Origin of the sequence: Leptothoe sp. LEGE 181152, assembly GCF_032906605.1 — a bacterium.
GTDB lineage: Bacteria > Cyanobacteriota > Cyanobacteriia > Phormidesmidales > Phormidesmidaceae > Leptothoe > Leptothoe turfae.
This window is the reverse complement of sequence record NZ_JASATU010000028.1, coordinates 63,021-83,073: the sequence shown is the minus strand read 5'-3', so window position 1 is coordinate 83,073 and position 20,053 is coordinate 63,021. Positions and strand designations below refer to the sequence as shown.

General features: G+C 47.4%; 12 protein-coding genes. 7 read left to right on the top strand and 5 right to left on the bottom strand.

Annotated elements, in window-relative coordinates:
* Positions 1-123: 123 nt before the first annotated feature.
* The 4 genes from QGP82_RS16125 (at position 124) to QGP82_RS16110 (ending at position 5,493) form a co-directional block, all read left to right on the top strand.
* The gene (locus QGP82_RS16125) at positions 124-1,797 is read left to right on the top strand and encodes a tetratricopeptide repeat protein (protein WP_499060246.1); all 1,674 of its coding nucleotides are present in this window, start codon (positions 124-126) and stop codon (positions 1,795-1,797) included.
* Positions 1,798-2,107: 310 nt separating this feature from the next.
* Entirely contained in the window at positions 2,108-4,375 is a 2,268-nt protein-coding gene (locus QGP82_RS16120; RefSeq protein WP_499060244.1) for an eCIS core domain-containing protein, read from the top strand.
* A 106-nt stretch (positions 4,376-4,481) separates the two neighbouring features.
* Complete coding sequence (locus tag QGP82_RS16115) at positions 4,482-4,973, top strand: hypothetical protein (protein WP_163668699.1); 492 nt, start codon at positions 4,482-4,484, stop codon at positions 4,971-4,973.
* Positions 4,974-4,992: 19 nt separating this feature from the next.
* Positions 4,993-5,493 carry a hypothetical protein gene (locus tag QGP82_RS16110; RefSeq protein WP_499060241.1) on the top strand — a complete coding sequence of 167 codons (501 nt, stop codon included), beginning with the start codon at positions 4,993-4,995 and terminating at the stop codon, positions 5,491-5,493.
* Between the two features lie 151 nt (positions 5,494-5,644).
* Here the strand turns inward: QGP82_RS16110 and QGP82_RS16105 are convergent, their stop codons facing one another.
* Positions 5,645-7,429 (bottom strand): eCIS core domain-containing protein, encoded by a 1,785-nt coding sequence (locus QGP82_RS16105; protein ID WP_163668695.1) that lies wholly within the window; start codon positions 7,427-7,429, stop codon positions 5,645-5,647.
* 301 nt (positions 7,430-7,730) lie between these two features.
* Here QGP82_RS16105 and QGP82_RS16100 point away from each other — a divergent pair, with 301 nt between their 5' ends.
* A complete protein-coding gene (locus QGP82_RS16100; protein ID WP_499060239.1) occupies positions 7,731-10,019 on the top strand; it encodes a substrate-binding domain-containing protein in 2,289 nt (762 codons plus the stop codon).
* Positions 10,020-10,110: 91 nt separating this feature from the next.
* Here the strand turns inward: QGP82_RS16100 and QGP82_RS16095 are convergent, their stop codons facing one another.
* Complete coding sequence (locus tag QGP82_RS16095) at positions 10,111-11,898, bottom strand: hydantoinase B/oxoprolinase family protein (RefSeq protein ID WP_499060237.1); 1,788 nt, start codon at positions 11,896-11,898, stop codon at positions 10,111-10,113.
* A gap of 77 nt (positions 11,899-11,975) precedes the next feature.
* Positions 11,976-14,096, bottom strand: coding sequence for a hydantoinase/oxoprolinase family protein (locus QGP82_RS16090; RefSeq protein WP_499060235.1), 2,121 nt, complete (start codon positions 14,094-14,096; stop codon positions 11,976-11,978).
* 179 nt (positions 14,097-14,275) lie between these two features.
* On the opposite strand from QGP82_RS16090, the gene QGP82_RS16085 reads away from it, so the two are divergent.
* Together QGP82_RS16085 and QGP82_RS16080 are read left to right on the top strand one after the other, a co-directional pair.
* Positions 14,276-15,535 carry a Zn-dependent hydrolase gene (locus QGP82_RS16085; protein ID WP_499060232.1) on the top strand — a complete coding sequence of 420 codons (1,260 nt, stop codon included), beginning with the start codon at positions 14,276-14,278 and terminating at the stop codon, positions 15,533-15,535.
* Between the two features lie 190 nt (positions 15,536-15,725).
* The gene (locus QGP82_RS16080; protein WP_499060230.1) at positions 15,726-17,894 is read left to right on the top strand and encodes a response regulator; all 2,169 of its coding nucleotides are present in this window, start codon (positions 15,726-15,728) and stop codon (positions 17,892-17,894) included.
* Between the two features lie 51 nt (positions 17,895-17,945).
* Here the strand turns inward: QGP82_RS16080 and QGP82_RS16075 are convergent, their stop codons facing one another.
* Positions 17,946-18,731 (bottom strand): PEP-CTERM sorting domain-containing protein, encoded by a 786-nt coding sequence (locus QGP82_RS16075; RefSeq protein WP_499060228.1) that lies wholly within the window; start codon positions 18,729-18,731, stop codon positions 17,946-17,948.
* A 317-nt stretch (positions 18,732-19,048) separates the two neighbouring features.
* Positions 19,049-20,017 (bottom strand): lysylphosphatidylglycerol synthase transmembrane domain-containing protein, encoded by a 969-nt coding sequence (locus tag QGP82_RS16070; RefSeq protein ID WP_499060226.1) that lies wholly within the window; start codon positions 20,015-20,017, stop codon positions 19,049-19,051.
* Positions 20,018-20,053 lie beyond the last annotated feature (36 nt).

The window sequence follows — 20,053 nt, the reverse complement described above, 5'->3', positions numbered from 1 at the left end:
CTTTGTCCTGCTTAAATCGCTGAATTCTAAATCTTGGCCAACTTTTCGTACATGGGCTTCCCTTGAGAATCCGGGGATTTAGCAGGGCACTCTAGCTGCACAGACAAAGATTGATATATTGTCATGCTGCTTCCATGGTTCAATCGCCTGATCCCCGGTCTTGTCGTCAGCACATTGCTCGTGACCATCACACCTGTGTTGGCTCAACCGGCATCCTTTGATGCCTTAGAAGATATTACGTATTGGACCGATCTGTGCCGTCTGCAAGCTACAGCAGAAGAGTATGAAAAAGCATTGGCAGCCTGTGAACAAGCGATTGCTCTAGAACCAGAGAATCCTGACATTTGGGCGCAGCATAGCGGTATTTTGATCAAGCTAAAAGCATTTGCGGATGCGATCGCATCCGCAAATCGTGCCTTCACCTTTGATCCCGAAAATTCCCTGGCCATTGCCTACCAATGTGTGGCCTACACAGCCCTAGGAGAAAATGAAACTGCCCTGGATAAATGTAACAACGCCTTAAGAGTTAACGGCAATTGGGGGAGCGAAAACCCCACACTAGCTTGGTTCTATCGCGGTGAGATTTTATCCCAGGCTAAACAGTATGAGTTAGCGCTGGTGGCCTATGAACGTACCCTGTTGCAAGATCCCGAAAACTCCCTGGTTTTAACTCGCCAGTGCGAAGCCTATGTGGCCCTCGAACGTCCTCAAAGTGCTTTAGAGGTCTGTGGGTCAGCCCTGTCTATCGATAAAAATTGGGGAGATATTGGACCTGCCCTGGCCTGGACCTATCAAGGGCAGGCCCATAGCCAGCTGAATCAATACAACCAGGCCATTTTTGCCTACGACCAGGCCATTGGCCTTGACCCCAAAAACGCCCTGACCTGGGCGGCCCAGGGACAGTTACTAGAGACACTGCGCCGCGATCAAGAAGCGCTGGTTTCTTACAATCAGGCGGTTGCCCTCAAGGCAGATTACACCCTGGCGCTGTTGGGGCAGTGTACCTTACTCAATCGGCTGGGCAGCTATGAACCCGCTTTGGCTGCCTGTGATGCTGCCATTGGGGGGGATGGGGATTGGGGTCACCAAACCCTGGCTAAAGGATGGAATCAACGTAGTATTGCCCTGACCGGTGCACAACACTATGAAGAAGCCCTGGCCTCGATCAATCGAGCAGTGGGAATTCAGCCGGACTATGTGGCCGCCCACAATCACCGCAGTACAATTCTTTGGTATTTGGGACGTTATGCAGAAGCCCTTGCGGCTAATCAACAGGCGATCAACCTTGACAAAACCTATGCTCCAGCCTGGTTTGCCCGAGGAGTAATTTTTCGGGCAACAGAACAATATTCCCATGCGCTGGCGGCCTACAATCAGGCCCTGGCATTAAATCCCTTTAACGATTGGGGTTGGACAAATCGCAGTCTTGTTCTCTGGGAATTAGAACAATACACAGAAGCTCTGCACTCTGCGGAACGGGCAATTGCACTGAATTCAGAATCGGTTCAGGCTTGGTACAACAAGGGTGTGACCCTGGCAGCCATGGGAGAATATAGGGGAGCGATCGCCACCTATGACCAGGTGCTTGCCCTCGATGCCACCCACGCCAATGCCCTGACGGGACGTGGCATTGCCTGGTTTAATCTTAATGATTATGTTGCCGCTACCGCTGACTTAAAGGCGGCTCTCGCCCTCAATCCCGACAATGTGCTTGCCCAGAATACCTTAAAGGCATTGACAGCAACCCAATCTACTGAAACTTTATCAACACCAATACCACCGCCACCACCATCTTAATAGTTTGTAGACTTTACCCTCACCCAGGAATAATAGCTATGTGATACAGGCTGTGAGTTCAAGCTATTTTCAGTGAACACTATCTTAGCGATACGACAGTTGCCATGGCCGATCTCCAGGTAACTCTAGCGCTTAATGCCGATCTCCAGGCAACTCTAGCGCTTAATCCTGAAAACACCCTGACCCAATATACCTTAACTGCATTGACACCCAGCACCGACTAACGGTCATCTCTTTTTTTGTTTCTTTTTGTTTCTTTTTGTTTCGTATTTGTCTTCATAGAAAAGTCTATTTTTTATTGGAAATCATTATGGGCCGCCAGCGTAATCGCCAATCTTATCAGCCTTCTAAACAGGAAAAAAAAGAGACGATAACAGGACTTCAACCTCGACCCTTTCGGTCGGCGATCGCCCAACGTACGACTGAGACAACAGACCATGAATCAGCAATGGTCGAACCGAAATCCTCGGCGCAAGCAGGCTTTAATTTTGGTCAACTGCAACTCTTTTCGGAGGGGGATGCATCAGTCGATAGGCAGGCGTTCCCAATTCAGACCAAACTGACCTTAGGGAGCCCCAACGACAAGTATGAACAAGAAGCGGATCAAGTGGCAGCAGATGTGGTGCAGCGCATTAATGCACCTCAGGAACAACAACCAGATCCGATTCAGCAAGCATCAGCTGTCTCATCGCTCCAGCAGATGAAGGAGCCAGAAGAAGAAGGGGTCAGGAGGACGTCTTTAATACAGTGTCGCAGCGATCAGACAGACGCTGTATCAAATAATTTGGAAACAGCCATTAATTCGGCACGGGGTCGTGGTCAAAGCTTATCTCCAGATATACAGACACGGATGGGGCAAGCCATGGGGGCAGATTTTAGCGGCGTGCGTGTGCACACAGATGCCCAGGCCGATAGCCTGAACCGCTCCATTCAAGCAAAAGCATTTACAACAGGACGTGATGTGTTCTTCCGACAGGGAGAATATCAACCTGGGAATCGAGCTGGACAGGAGTTAATTGCCCACGAGCTAACCCACACCATTCAGCAGGGGCAGTCCCCCACTGTTCAAGCAAAACTGCATAATGGCTCAACGGTGGTGCAACGAGATGTCACCACTGGCTTTCAGGAGGATACTCCCGATGACATTGTCGGTGATGTAGATCTGTCCGGTTTCACCGATCAGTCTACGAAAACACATCTGGGTGGCAAACAAGAGCTATTAGACGATCCAGAAACAACAACAACGACAAAGGTGGGCGACGGCACCGTCACAACCACAGAAACAAGTAAAAAGGGCTTTTCTGGTGTTGCGGCAGCAGCTCAAAAGATTTCTGAATCCGATGATACCAGTGTTAAGGAAGCCTTTCAGGCTCTAGCCCGAGCTGGGGCATTTGGCGAAGCCGCTGCCAAAAAAGTCAAAGAAACCTCTTCTGGTACCAAGATGGAGGTAGAAGGTAAGTCCAGCGGTTTTGTGGGCGGTGAAAGTGAAGTGGTCAGCACTAAAGTTGTTGATGTCATTGATGGGTTGACCATTATGGCACGGGCCACCACCAAAGCTGGTTTAGGCTTTGACTTAGAAGGGTTAGCTCAAATCTCTAAAGAAGTCGGTGGCATGGAACTATCGGCTCAATTAAAGAGTAAATTAAGCGGCTTTGCCGGAGTTATGGCTGAAGCCAAAGGCAAACTCAATATTACAGCTTTTGGTATTGCAGCATCAGGTTCGGCTAAAGTCATGGCCGGTGTCAAGAGCGAAGGAGAGGTCACCGTTAATATTAAAGCGGGTGAACTAGGGGGTGAAGCACAGGGCAAATTTGAGGCCCTTGCAGGGGTCGAAGCTGGAGTTGAAGGACAAATTTCTGTAAGTCTGCTGGGTATTTCAGCCTCTGGTAAAGCGGAAGCATTTGCTGGTTCAAAAGTAAAAACCAGTGGCTCTGCAGCCGTGAAATATCAAGGACGCATTCTATTCAAGATTTCGGGAGAGGTAGAAGCCTCGGCAGGTGTAGGAGCGTCTATTGAGGGCACCTTCTCGTTCGAAAATGGAAAATTGGTCATTGGTGGTAAGCTCGCAGGGGCACTGGGCCTTGGCGGTGGCGGTGGTGTAACCTTGACGGTGGACTTCAAGGAAATTGGCCTAGTCATCAAGGAAAAACTCAAGAATGCTCTGACTCGGAAGGCTTTGGATAACACCAGCATTTCGGACCAAGATCGGAAGTCTACAGATGACTTAACACCTGAGCAAGAGGAAAATATGAAGTCTGAGTTGTTCGAGGCGGCCCATCCTCACTTGCTAGCTTATGCGAAGAAGAAGGAAACCCGTAAATCAAAAGGTAAAGCCAAAAATCTTGTCAAACGGGAGAATATCCAAGAAATCCTCGACAAAAAAGTGCGTAAGAACAGCAAGGTATCCAAGTATTTAGAGTATAAGTTCTCCGATGGAATTCTGGAGCAGGCCTGTCGTGCCGCATTTGGTGATCAGTTAGTTGACCCTGACGGCATTATTATCCAGGCTGGTGTCATTCGATCGTTCCCGCTGACCGTGGGTAGCACACCCAAGGATGGCTTTAAGAAGCTGTTCTAAATCGTCACAATCCCTCTATAAAATTGCTAATAATGCTAATTATAGAAAGAGGTTGGATCAACGATTTTACCGGCAACACCAAGAACTCGTTTAGAACATTGGCAATATGGCAGACGTACTACATTTTTTTAGTCATCAAACCCATGTCTCACTAGAGCTTCCTGTGGGCTGGGAAGAATTCTCAGAAGATGCACATAATGTCGTTTATTACTATGAAATTTATGATGAAGACGAGGATGAAGACGATTTTTCTAAAAATCCTCGATTGATAATTCAGTTATTTCCATCTCCCAGCACAAACATTGATAATCTCCGTCAAGCCTCTGAGTCAGTGGTGACTGTGCCGCGTAAAAACTTTGAACTAATTTCTCATCAAGAAGAAATTATCGATCAATATCCCGGACTGACGGATGTCTTTAGATATTTCGACGAGGATTTTGGTGCTCTGGCTGTTCGATACCAATCTTTTATCCTGGTGGATAATGTTCTCTTTAGCTTTGCTGGTGCTTGCCTGGCTCAACATGAGGATGAATTACTACCCATGTTTCGAAATGCTTTAGAGTCCATTCGGTTTATCTTTATGACTCAGGCCGTATAGTTTTTTGAGGTGTTAACAGATGGCGACCCTTCCTGATATGGTTAGTTATTTTAATCAAGAGACTATGGTTTCTATTTTAGTGCCAAAGTCTTGGTCTGGAGCGATTGTGGATAGCTCAAAATTCCGTATCTTTGGCTTGCCAGAACCAGGTTTTGAGGAATACTTTGACGAATATAAAGTTTCCATGAGCTATGAATTACAAAAGCCGGATAGTTCTAATGATAGTTGGTTTGAATCCCTCATAGCTCAGAATAATGCCCTTATGCAGCAAGACTATAATGAGTACAAGCTATTACAAGAACAAACCTATGAATTAGGTGGCCACAAGACCTATTGTAAGCATTACTCCTGGCGAGAAGAAAATACTGGGTTGCGTTTATTTCAGATGCAGGCCTTGATTGTAGGCAGCCCCTATAAGTTTTATCTAATCAACGCAGCTGTTTTAGAATCGTTGGAGCGTAAGTATATCCCTATTTTTGAAAATATTCTAAACTCAACAAGAATTATTCCACGTAATTAATAGAGCGCGATCGCGTTTGGATGCCCCCATCTAACTGGGCATTTAGCTAAGGATGAACCGGTCTAGGGCCATTGCTGTTATTGGACGGTATCTCACATCAAGTCATCTCGAAAATCAGCAATACTGAATACTTATTCTGCCTAACTAGTATTTATGTATTGTCTTCAGTCGTATCACTGTCTGATACTTCCTCAGTTGACCAATCGAGCCAGATAACTTCTCCAAACTTCCACTTAAAGTCGAATTTGTCGTTGCGTGTGCCTTCTTTTGTATGGCAGTAGTCGTTTGACACTAACTCCTGAATAGTTACTTCGAACGTATAGCCTAATCCCTGATCATAAATTTTCATTTTATCGCCAGCAAACCCAAGTACTGCCATGGCATGGGCTTCTGCGTTACTCCACTGATAGTCTCTGGTTGGATTATGATTGACCCGCCTGCGGATCGAGTGCATTTTTCTTTCTTTAGCTTCTTCAGTGGGTTGTTGATCGATCTGATCTTTATAAATAGGATCTTTCTTCCATGTGGGATTGAGTCTTTTCGGGCGCTCTGAATTGATGACCACCGTTGTGTTGTTGATATTTGTTTGTAAATCTTTGAGTTTGCTAGTAGCTTCTCTCGGATCTCTTACTAAATCTAGAGATTCTGTCGATTTTCCTGTTAGCATACCCAATGCACGTCTCGCAGAATCTGATCCCAAATTTGCATAGCTTCCCAACCCCTTCTCAACCGCTAATGCTTTTTCGATAATACCTATAAGCCTGGCAGAGGAAGCTTTTGATCCTTTGCCTGCATAGAGTAACTGTTCTTGAGCCGTCACAGGTAGTTGGGTATCGACTTCAATCTCTTTAGGTTCTTCGCCACTGGGTGCAAGATTAGCTCCACTCTGATCGTTCATCGGATAGAGCTTAACTTTAAAGGTTTGTTTGATGTCATCGTCGATGGTATCGCTTGTGCCTTCCTCAATAGAAGCCAATAATTTCTCTGGTTTTGTATATCCCAACGCTATGATTGACGAAATTACCCAACAATCACCTAATGCGCCCTGTTTGCCTAGTTTTCTTAATTGCTTCCCTTCTATTTGTTCAGTGGCTTTGTCTAGGTTGATCTGGTAGCGTTTCCAGTTGTTTTCTTCATGTCCAGGTCGGACACCGATTTGTCCTTCTGGATCACGCTGAATACCGGAAGCGTTTGCTTGTTTAATTTGAGCAGATTTATCTACCCTTGTGGTCAATGGTTGACTCTTTTGACCAAACTCTTTTTGAGGTTGTCTTTGTACAGTGTTGCTATTTTGTTGTACCACATGGGTTAGCTCGTGGGCGATAAGTTCCTGACCACCTTTAGAGCCCGGGTTATAGGCTCCTTGTTTAAAGAAAATATCTTGTCCAGTGGTGAAGGCTTTGGCCTGAATTGATTGGCTAAGATGATCCGCTTGTTGATCAGTATGGATTTTTACTCGGCTAAAATTAGCTCCCATGGCAGATTCAAGTTTACCTTGAAGTTTGGGCTCCAGGGAGCTGCCACCGCTGCGTGCCTGGTTTAGTTGGGCTTCAAAGTCACCGTTGGCGACCCCAGTAATAACACCCCCATCACGCTGTATGGTCAGAAAACTAAAGTTATGGGAAAGGCTACGCTGTACGGTATCGTCTTGATCATCTGCTGCTTGCCCACTATGAATTTTTTTTACAACTTCACTGGCTACGCGATCCGCTTCTTGTTCATAAGGATCGTTGGGTTCACCAATGGTGAGTTTGGGCTGTAACACACTTACATCGGAAAAATTAAAATTTGTCGATGCAGTCGATGTATTAGATATTGGATTACTTTGGGGAATATTTGCAGCTTTGGCTGGTGAGGAGGGTGTTAGCTGACTATGGGTCATCTGTGTTTGAGATGCCTGATCGTCTTTTTCCTGAGCGCGATCGCAATCACCCATTGCCAGCCTCCTAACAGAGTTGTTGAACTAACTGCAGCTATAGTGCCCAGCAAATCTTATTGATATCAGCGAGTACTTCTCCAAGGCATTGTCTTCATTCAGCCACTTCTTTATCTTATTCAGATTTAGCGGCTTCAGTATGCCCATGGAGAACCGTATTCAAATTCATCAATAAAATCAGTATCGAGATCGCGATATCCTATTGGGGTATGCTAACAAACAAATAAATTTGTTCTGTTGGCTGAGGATCATTGTGATTATAGGACAGATCTCTAAACGCTTTCTCCGAAGCTATTTACTAATGCTATCTTACCAGGATCGGATCGAGCGATACCAAGACCTTATCGATGTAAAGTGGCTAAAGTCTGTCTTGGAAGACATTAAACCCGATGTTTTTCCTGAACCTCCATCAGAACAGTTGATTAAGGAGACTATTCCTGATCGTATTCAAGCACCTACGCCCTATTATCACCAATATCGGTGTTTGCAGGGAAATCCCTTAAGCTGTCAGGAATCAACTGTCAAAGAAAACGCTAGATGTGAGCAGTGTTATTTCCCGGCCTTACTGCCTACTGGTGGCCAGATCATTGGTAAACAAGGTGAATATAAAATTGGTCACAGTATGGGACGACGCGGCATTGGCAGACTTTATCAGGGGGTACGTCTTAGTTCCGAAGAATCCGTTGTTATCCAAGAATATTTGCTACCTGAGCGATACTTTAGCCCAGATGAACAGCGGCAATGCCAGGAATCATTCACTACACTAGCAGGATTGGCCTTAGCGGATGGTCGAGTGCAGGATGTGAGAATCGTGCTGCCATTAGAAGCGATTGCAGATTTGTCAGGTGAGCGGTGTTATTTGGTGACATCCGCTGTAGATGGTCAGCCAACGTTGAACCAATACTGTGCGAACCATGGCGCTTTTGGCAGTAAAGCAGTGTTAGCCATGCTCAATCAGGTGCTACAAACTCTGATGTTCTTGCACCAGCAAAAATTTACACTGCCAGCTGGACAGATGCAAACAGGAATTGTCCATGGAAATCTTAGTTTAGACAGTCTGCTATGGGTGAGTGACTCAAAAGAACAAGATTCTCAAGGGTTTGTATATCTGACTGATTTTGCCCTGTGGGAGAGATTTTTTGATCCAGCCCGTGTTGATCGAGAACAGCCCGACTTTCAAGACGATTTAGCCGCTCTGGGGCGAGTGGCATTTTTCCTCTTAAATGGTGCCACCTTAGATAACCAAGGACAGCTTTTAAAACCGCATCTGGATAGCAACTGGCCCGATGTTTATGCCCCACTTAAGCAATTTATCCTCAGGTTGATTGGTATTGAACCATCGTTTGCCAGTGCAGAAGCGGCTCGAACGGCATTGTTAGCGATACCACCTGAAGAGGAGGCAAGTCACTGGGAATCTCGGAATGCAGAACTAATACCCATTAAACCAGCCTGGTATAAACGCTTCATTCCTATTTTGGTCATAGCGGCGATTCTAGCGACGCTAGGCATTTTCGGCTGGTTATTGTTAAGGTCTCAGCGCCCCAGCTATGCAAATATCCCCTTAAATCTTTGCTGTTTGAAGGACATTGATGCTGTGCCTGTAGGAGAGTATCGCTACGGGATACCGGCTGCTGCCTATTGGTATCCGTTATTTCGTGTGGCGGCAGAACCGTCTCTGGAGGTATCTCCTACACTGTTTGAGCAATTACAGGCAACATTTCCACAGATGTCCTTAATTCCCCATGTGACCGGAACGTCAAAAGATGCGATCGCATCCGTTCAATCTGGCCACACCGACTTTGCTATTGTTCCATTAACAGCCCCGTTGCCTGCTGATATCACTAGTACTATCATCGCCTACGACAGTTTAGTGCCAGTGGTTGCTTTTAATTATCCTAAGCGTACTAAGGGATTGCCCGATGCCCTAAAGGGTGAGATTAGTTTGTCTCAGCTGAAGCAGCTTTACACGGGTGCCGTCGATAACTGGCAACGGATCAGCTCCCTTGATTTAGATGTTCAACGCTATTGGGTCAGTGACCCTACGGCCCAGGAAATTTTCACCCAGCGGCTTTTCCAGCCAGGTGAAATGTTGACTACTACTGATGCGGAGTCCTCTACTTCAACGTCCTCCACTTCAACGTCCTCTACTTCAACGTTTATTACAACAGATGGGGTAGATGCTCTGCCAACACTCATGATGCTGCGCTGGATTTTGCAAGATTTTGAGAATACAACGATTGGTAGTATTGGTATTGCCCCCCTTAGTCAGGTTTTTGGTCAGTGTTCGGTATACCCTTTGGCATTAGCAGAGAAGCGTCAGACGGTGAGCCCCTTTGTGTTTAACAATGGTAAGGCGGTGGGGCCAGGGGGGGATTTGTGCGATCGCAAAGGCAGCTATCAGCCTAATGCCGAGGCTCTCCGCAGTGGGATATATCCCTTAGCCTATCCCCTAGCTGTTATCTACCCGTTTGACAACAGCCGTTCTCCCATCGGTAAGAAGGTGGCTGAGCTGCTATTGACTCAAGAAAGTCAGACGTATTTGCGATCGCGAGGCATGGTATCCGCCTATGCCCTATCAGATGCCCAGTAAGCATTATGCGATGGTTGATTTAGGGGATGAATCGGTAGAACTATTGTTATTTGGCGGTGTCTTACAACTAACGTCATGTAGAATCATGTCTCTATTGTCGTAATGACTCTGTTGTTATTTTATCGATTTCGAATGTGGCTGGATCAATCACCACTTTATAGTCCCGCTGAGCTGATTCAACGGTAAGGAATCCGTCTAGCACATCTTCTAAAACTAAAGCTGGATCACGCTCTAAGGGGTTACCATAGCCACCACCGCAGGGACTGATCGTGCGTAGGGTATCACCAGGTTTTGTTTTGCGACAGGGAAACTTAGACGGTAAAACCTGCACCTCGTCATCCTCTGGATTGAGAATTTGTACACCCCCTGGAGTACCATCCTTTCCACCAAAGATGCCCCAAGGAGCATACTTATTGCCTTCCCCTTCTAAAGACATTTGACCCGGTGTGAGAAACTGAATATCTCGAATCGACCCCAGTCCCCCTCGCCATTTACCCGCACCACTGGCATCTTCAATCAGCTCATAACGAGTGACCCTCAGGGGTAAATGGGCTTCAATATCTTCGATGGGGTTATTACGGGTGTTGGCATAGAGGGTATCTACCCCATCCATGCCATCCTTGCCATAGCGACCACCGTAGCTACCTTCGGTGATATCCATGTACACCCAATAATCTTCATCCATGGCACCACTGTAGGACACCACTTTGATATTGCCGATGCCACCACTGACATTTTTAGGAGCCACCTGAGCTAAAGCTTTCATCAGAGTATCAGCGACAATATTGCCTGGACAACAGCGGGCAATCACTGGTGCTGGATAGATGGGGTTTGCTAAACACCCCTTAGGAGCAACAATATGAATAGGACGGGTTAGACCAGAATTCTGGGGCACGTATTCCATCAATGCAGTATCTAGTAAGACAGACCGCAGGGTAACAAAAATAGCAATGTCCACGGTGCCCACAAAGGGCATGTTGATGGGGCGATCATCCACTTGCGGTGCGGTGCCGGTCAGATCGATGGTCATATCACTGCCGTCGATGGTAACCGCAACAGCAATTTTTAAGTCTTTTTTACTGGGATCTGGATCATCCAAAAAACCATCGATAAAGCCTTCCGCAACGTAGGTCCCATCAGGCAACTTCTCAACAGCCTGACGAATCATCCGTTCGGAATAGTTCATCAAGACCTCACTGGCGGCTAATACCGTATCTAGGCCATACTGATCCACCAATTCTAGAAACCGTTGTTCACCCACACGGCAGGCGGCAACCTGGGCTTCGATATCTCCCACCACTACCTGGGCACTGCGAATATTTTGTCGCAGCATTCGCCAAACCTGACGGTTTTTGACACCCTTTTCATAAATTTTTACAGCCTTGAACTGTAGACCTTCAGCAAAGGCATCCACAGCATCAACAATGCCGCAGCTGCCAGGAGACGAGGAGCCAATATCCAGATGGTGGGCAGTGGTAAAGGAATAGCCGATCAGCTCTTCTCCACGAAAAATGGGAATGCCAATGCCAATGTCTGGCCCGTGGGATGCACCGTAATAGGCATGATTATGCAGAATCACATCACCGGGATAAAACTCTTCATCGTCTTCTTCCATGGCCTTGAGTACCCCCCGCATGTAGCCAGGGATAGGGCCTAACTGTAGAGGTGTGCTGTAGGCGCATTCGGCTAGTTGCTGACAGTCGGCATCAAGAATGGCGGCCCCAAAGTCTTCGGACTCGCGAATAATGCTGGAGTAGGACATGCGGGCCAGCTTATGGCCCATTTCCAGGGCAATTCCGTTGAGGGCTCCAGCGATCACCTGAGCAGTAACTGGGTCGATTTTTGGGAGCTGGCGGTGTTGGGGAGGGGAGACGGTCATGGCAGGGAAAGGGGAAGGGGGAAAAACGTTCTCTCGTAGAGACGTTCCATGGAACGTCTCTACGAGGGGGAAGGCGATTATACAGATCCTTGGGCGATGGCGATGGCCATGGTTTTATCCACCAAGGAATCATCGGTTACGTGAATAACCAAATTACCGTTGGGTTCTACGGTGGTGCGGCTATGGGGGGGTAACAGAATTGTGGAGTCCTTTTGGAAGATGATAGCAGGGCCTTCGAGTTGGGCACCCACGGGTAATCGGTCTCGATCAAAGAATTGGGTGGAGTATTTTTCCAGCTGGCCATTGACGCGGAAATAGGTGACGGCTGTTTTAAGCCAGGCGTCTTGTAAGTTTCCTCCAGTGGGGGCAGAGAAGTTGGAGAGTTTGGGCATGGGTCCGGTGCCGGTGACCCTGAGGGTGACTAGCTCCACCGGGTTTTCTGGAAAGGCATGGCCATATTCGGCGGTATGGAGATCGTGGAACTGTTGCCAGACAGACTGCAGAGCGGTTTCGTCCAGAATGCCGCCGGGGACCTGAGCCCGCAGTTCATAGCCCTGACCCACATAGCGACAGTCGGCAAACCGTTGTAGGGTCATGTCCGTTGCACTAAAGCCGTCGGCCCTTAATTGTTCTTTAACCTGGTCTTCTAGAGATTGTAGGTCAGCGTTTAGTTTAGCCAGATTGGGTTCAGTGCTGAGGGTAAATTCGTTTTGAATTAGATCGTGCTTGAGATCGGTGGTGAGCAGTCCCATGGCGGAGGTAATGCCGGGATAGCGGGGCACAATCACTTCAGGAATGCCAAGGGATAGGGCCACTTCAGCGGCATGGAGGGGGCCTGCACCTCCCTGGGCCACCAGGGCAAATTTGCGGGGATCTTGCCCTTTCTGGATAGTGCGGGAGCGGATGGCATTGGCCATGTTGTTATTGACAATGGTGAGAATTCCGGCAGCGGTTTCATAGAGGTCTAACCCCATGCGATCTGCTAACGCTTGTACCGCTGCAAAGGCTTTCTCGGGGTAGATGGTCATTTCACCACCGAGAAAATACTCTGGATCTAGCCGATTGAGAACCACATTGGCATCGGTCACGGTGACTTCGGTGCCGCCTTTGTCATAGCAGACAGGACCGGGCGCAGCTCCAGCACTGCGGGGACCCACCCGAAATGCACCACCGGCATCGACGTAGGCAATGCTGCCGCCACCGGCACCGATGGTATGCACATCAATCATAGGCACCATGGCGGGGTATCCAGCAATCCAGGTATCTCGCGCTGTGGCCTCGGCAAAGCCACGCTCGGTGACAATGCCAATGTCGGTACTGGTGCCGCCCATATCAAAGGTGATCAGTCGATCGCGATGAGATTGTGCACCAGCCGCTGCACCGCCTAAAACACCAGCTGCTAACCCTGATAACAACAAAGTAACGGGTTGTTCTCCGGCAACATCTGCAGTGGCCACACCACCGTTGGAGCGCATAATGTGCAGTTCGCCCCGCACGGCTTGTTCTTTCAAACTTTGACTCAGGTTGTTGATGTAGCGTTTCACCTTAGGTCCAACAAAGGCGTTAATACAGGCGGTGGTAAACCGTTCAAATTCTCGGAACTGGGGAAAGATGCTGGCGCTGGTGGTGATAAAGGCTTCGGGATAAAGTTCTTGGGCTATGGCGGCCACTCGTTCTTCGTGGCGAGCATCGAAGTAGGAGTTGAGAAAACAGATGGCGATGGATTCGACGCCAGCGGCTTTGAGTTCAAGGATGGCGGTTTTGGCTTCGGCCTCGTCTAGGGGAATGAGGGTGTGACCCTTGGGGTCAAGACGTTCGGAGACGACTTTGCGATCGCGCCTCTTCACCAACGGTCTTGCCTGCCAAGGAATATCCTGCATGATGGAATAATGCTGGGGTCTCTGGTGGCGACCAATATGGACAATGTCCCGATACCCCTTCGTGGTGACCATCCCTGTGCGGGCACCATCATAGGTAAGTAGCGTATTGGTGGCAATGGTGGTGCCATGGAGCACATGCTCAATATCACCGTAGTCAGCCTGGGCCATCTGACACAGGGTTTCAATGCCCTGCATCATGGCCCTGGAAGGATCATCCACCGTTGTTGGCACCTTGTGAATCCAGGTCTGCCGCTGATCCACATCCGCCAGGATCAAATCTGTAAACGTGCCGCCAATGTCTACGCCAATGAGTTTCATACTCGGTCCCCATGGTAGAAGCCATTCGTGAGATTTTACGCATTTACCCTTAGGTAAAGTGTTCAGTATGCACCATTTAACGGTTTCATAATACAAGGGTGAACAATCAGTCACAACCTGTAATGCTTGCAGTAATTTTAATAACAATTCCCTAACTTCTTTCCAGGGAGGATAGACCCATGCGTTTGGGTCCTCCTATGGTTACTGTTGCGTTACAAACCAATCACGCTCGACTCCAGAAACGATTGAGCGATCTGGCTACCATTGGTCAACTCTCCTCTGGTGGTGTACGGCGTACAGCCTATAGCCTCGAAGACTTGGCCGCTCGCCAGCAAGTGATTGCCGCCATGAAAGCGATAGACATGGACATTACCATTGATGCTGCTGGCAACATTATTGGTCGCTACAGCGGTATTCAAGATCTGCCTGCCCTGGCTACAGGTTCCCACATTGATACAGTACCTGCCGGTGGTCGCTATGACGGAGCGTTGGGAGTGCTGGCTGGCATCGAAGTTGTTGCCACTCTCCACGAAGCCGGACAGCGGCTTCACCATCCCATTGAGGTGATTGTGTTCACCGATGAAGAAGGTGAGATGATTGGCAGTAAGGCCATGGCAGGAGCAGCCCATGACACCGATCCTGAATGCTATCGTCGGCTGGATGGCACTTCGGTTCAAACCTGTTTACATCAGATTGGTGGCGACTGGCATAATCTGACCACCGCGCAAAGAACATCCCAAGATATCGCTGCTTATCTAGAATTGCACGTGGAACAGGGTGGTGTGCTAGAAGCGAGAGAACGTCAGATTGGTGTAGTCCAGGGCATTGTGGGTCTACAGCGTTACCTTGTGACCATTATGGGGCGTCCTAACCATGCGGGCACCACACCTATGGATATGCGCCAGGATGCCCTCTATGCAGCTTCGTTGTTAGTAGCAGCAGTACATGATGTCGCCGTTGATATTCCTGGGAATCAGGTAGCCACGGTGGGATATTTAAACGTCATTCCCAACGCCGCCAACATTGTACCGGGGCAAGTAGATCTCACCATTGACCTGCGAGATTTATCGCTGGAGACCCTTGGGACTATGGTGAATGTGTTGCAGCAACGGGTTCAAGAAATCGAAGCGATTACGTCTACCCAGATCCAGTTAGAACGACAACATGCGGTAGATCCCACCCTAGCCAGTCCCAAGATTCAAGAGACCATTACAACTGTTTGTAACTCTCTACAGCTGAACCATTATTCCATGCCCAGCCGAGCTATCCACGATGCCCAGGAGATCGGTCGATTTACCCAGATGGGTATGATTTTTGTACCCAGTCAGTCAGGGGTGAGCCATGCAGAAGATGAATATACCTCACCGGAACAATGTGGCCAGGGAGCAGATGTCTTGTTACATACGTTGTTGCAGCTTGATGAACAGGGTGTAACGTAAGCAGAAGCTTTACCATCCAGAGATATTTGACGATTCTGATATTAACTATACCCACATGGCCCGAGCAGTTATGGGTGCAAAAAATATGGGTGTGAAAGATTTTGTATAGGCACTGATGCTACATGATTCAAGTAATATCGCTTGCTTGATCTTATGGGCATGCTAAAGCTTGCACAGGATAAAGCAAGGAATGAATACTCATTTTTGGGAAATGGTATATTCCAGCCACTATATACCTCACGGACATTGTTATTTATGGCAGCCATCGTTAGTTGGGCTCCATGTTGTTAGCAATGGGATCATTGCCCTGGCCTATGCCTCGATTCCGTTAACACTCTTCTGTTTTGCTTATAAACATCGCTGGGAAAATATATATCCATCTAATCAAGTCTTTTTGTTATTTAGCGCGTTTATTAGTCTGTGTGGAATGGGTCATTTATTAGACATTGTGACCCTGTGGTATCCGATTTATTGGGTTACTGGCTTTGTGCGTGCGTGCACAGCTTTAGTTTCTGTATACACAGCTTTTGAGTTACTAACGCTACTGCCCAAATTTTTAACTCTCACCAGCCCACTAGAACTCGCAGAAGTCAATCAAAAGCTCCAATCTGAGATTCATCACCGTCGCAATGCTCAAGTAGCTTTTCAAAGCTTAGTTACCTGTACATCCTTAGCCACAGGAACAGAATATTTTTCCACTCTGGTGATTAGTCTGGCCATGATTCTCAATGTGGACAGTGTGATTGTGGCTGAAAGGTGTGAATCTGATGCTTTAGCATTGAACATTCTAGGTATGTGGCATTATGATCAACACCCCATTGATAGCCTGATCTCAGCTGCTCAAACACCCTGTGTTCAGGTGCTTGAAACAGCAAAGTTGCACTACTGTTCTGATCTTGAATTACCGCCAGATCATCCCATGGGTAAGCTAACGGCGACTACCTACCTGGGAGCCCCCCTATTGGATGGAGACGGTAACGCGATTGGTATTTTATTTATTCTCCATAACGGTTTGTTAGAGGAGCTGGAACTGGCCAAGTCCTTTCTGCGGGTATTTGCGGCTCGTTCTGCGGCTGAACTCAGGCGTCATCAGGCAGAACAGGCATTGCAAAGAGCCTATGACAATCTTGAAGAGCGTATCCAGCAACGTACGATTGAACTCAAAGAAGCCAAGGAAACGGCTGAAATTGCGAACCGTGCTAAGAGTCTTTTCTTAGCAAAAGTTAGCCATGAACTGCGGACTCCTTTGAATGCAATTTTGGGCTTTACTCAGCTGATCAGCCAAGATCAGACGCTTTCGAAGGACCACAGCGAATCATTAGAGATTATTGACACCAGTAGCGCTCATTTACTGGATTTAATTAATAATATTCTAGAATTCACCCAGCTAGAAATTGGTCATGCCCAACTGCACACTGATGATGTGGATATCATTAGTGTGCTTTACGGGCTTGGCAATATGGTACGACTTAAGGCCAAAAAGCGTGGACTCTTGCTCAGGGTAGATTGCGATCGCAACATCCCTCGCCATATGCATATTGATGCTGGCAAACTACGTCAAATCATTCTCAATCTGCTCGATAACGCCATCAAGTACACGGATACTGGCCAAGTAGTCTTAAAAGCCTATGCCATCCCTTCAGCCGGTATTTTTCATTTAGGTCTAGAGATCTCCGATACTGGCGCTGGCATTAGTCTCGACGAACAACAACGAATCTTTAGTCCCTTTTATCAAACAGATGCCTCATCCACGGTACATGATGCTAGTGATCAGGGCGTGGGTTTGGGTTTAGCCATTTGTCAAGGGTTGGTCAAACTCATGGATGGCAGTATCCAATGTCTTAGTCACCCTGGCCAAGGGACCACATTCCATATTCAGCTGCCGGTAGAGGTGATGCAGGCACCACAAAAAGCACCCTCGATCACAAAAATTTGCTCAACGCCGCCCCAACAACAGTATAAAATTTTAGTTGTCGAAGACGCTCCCACCAATCGACGACTACTCAAACATATTCTTGGCAATGCTGGTTTTATCGTACATGAAGCTGAAAACGGTCAGCAAGCCATTGAACAGTGGCAGTCCCAGCGTCCAGAGCTGATCCTGATGGATATTCAAATGCCTGTTATGAATGGCTACGACGCTACAGCTTATATCAAACAACGGGATCCTAACTTGCCCATCATTGCAATCACAGCTAGTGTTTTAGATAACCAGCTGGATAAGATTCTTTCCGTAGGTTGTAATGCCTGTATTCGCAAGCCCGTTAACCGTGAACATTTGTTACACACCATTAACAAGTGCTTAAACACGAACCATGGCTTCACGCAACAGTCAAACCCTTCTCAGGTATTAGCATAAGTAAAATGTAATCCAGTATTGCTTCACACAGGAAAGAGCAGCGAACTGTCTCTAACTTGGCTGTTGTTGGGAACGCCGTAGTAAACCTAACCCAACCATTGCTAAGCCGACTAAAGCTGTAGGTTCAGGGACAGCTGTTGCAGTGGAAGAGAGGGAAGAGTTCTCTTTATGTAGAACAAGCTTGGCCTCACGAATAATCGCGTCATCCATGTAAATAAACGGAATGGCATGCTTCTCATTGACAATGGTGTAATCTGACATCTCCCCAGCCCAGGAGTTGGGATCGTACCAGGTATTAGTGTGGTCAGTATCATCAAAGAAGGCTGTCATAACGTCGTCGGCAGTAAACCCATGGTCCAACAGACTGACTGAGAAACTACCGGCTTCACCCACCTTGGGAATGCTAGCAACAGAAGGCACCTTAATCAGAGCGGCATCGGTAGGCGCTACTTCTGAACCTAAACCAAATCGCATGCCGCCAATGCCAGGAATACCCACCCAATCAGTGGTAACTCGAACGTTCGTTACTTCAATATCTAAAAAGATAAGTTCAGCGGAGACAAGGTCACTGCCATCTGCCAAAAATGCATCTAATAATTCTTGATTTTTATTAAAGTCAAACGTCCAACTAACACTCTCGTCAATACCGTTACCTACGGTTGAGTTACGACCGCTACGGCGAATTTGAAAATCTCGGGACTTAAATCCCTCACCGCGCCCAGCGTTTTCTAACGTTTGACCATATCCACTCTTCACCTGGGCATCAGCTTGAGCTGCACTAGCGGTGGAAAATGCAACCCCAATGGCTAACCCAGTGGCTAATATTTGCTTCAACATGACGATTCTTCTCAAGCCAACAACTGATAGGAGAGGCACCTGTTTGTATTCTTAGAGTACTGATGTAACAATAGATACGAAATCGGCTAATGTGCTCACTTTTACAGAGATGGAGATCTTCTATGGATAAGACATCTAGGTATTTTTGTGGAAACCCTGTAGATTGCCTATATGAAACGCGTATAAATCTCCTTAAAGTTCGGTACTTTCATAGAATCAGACTGTCTGTTGTTATCTTTTTACTTGAGTAAAATGGTCAATTTTGCGGACTTTTGATAACGACAATAGGTTGGTTAATCTGTCCTTAAACCCTTGCTTTACTTGCCTAAATTTAGGCCTTTGCTAATTCGTTGCCAATCAGAAGTATTTAACAACAAAATGATCCCGCCAGGGATACTGAGGAGCCATCCCAATACGGTCACGGTTAAAGATAGTAACAGGGCCTCTTCTGCCCCCAAACCTACTCGACTAAACAGATATACCCACAAACCTTCTTTGAGGCCTAACCCTCCTAGGGAAATGGGCAATAGAGTAATGACGACGATGATGGGGATAAATACGAGTAGGGCTAAAAATGAGATGCTAATGCCCAGTTGGTGAGCAATGATCGTGTGATAAACCACTATGCCTAACTGCAATATAAGGGATAGGCCAATGGATGATGCTAACGCTGGGCGGTCCTTGGAAAATTGCCACAATAGGTGTTGGATTTTAGCAAACCGGACTGCGATCGCAGCCAATCTAAACCGTCTTAACCAAGGGGTTACCCACCGTAATAATTGGGGGCTCATAATCAGCAGTACCGCGCCTACCAAGGCTCCCACTGCCCCTAAAAATAGAGCAATAATGTCCCAGCGCCCCACTAGCTGAAACGCAGGAGCCAACCCCATCACAGCAATGGCTGACAGGGCCGCTAACCCCGTAAACCGTTCTAAAAATACCGACACCAGGGCCGCTTCAGAATCTTGAGTTGCCTGGTTCACCTGATACACCCGATAGACATCTCCTCCCAGGGAGCCGGGTAAAAAGATATTTAGCCACATGCCCACAAAGTAACTGGATATGAGCTGCCCCATCGGCACGTTATAGCCCTGGGAACGCAATACAATTTGCCAACGCCAGCAGCTGAGCCACTGGAGAACGGTATAAAACAACAAAGCAAACAGCACAAATGGTAATGATAAGGTGTGGAGCTGTTGCCAGGCTTGAGTAAAATCAATCTGCGTAAAAACAAATATGAGGAGAATTACACTAACAGTAATTTTAAGAAGGATAAGTGGTTTCATAGGTAAGGAGCAAGCCATCAATAAATTCCAAACGTA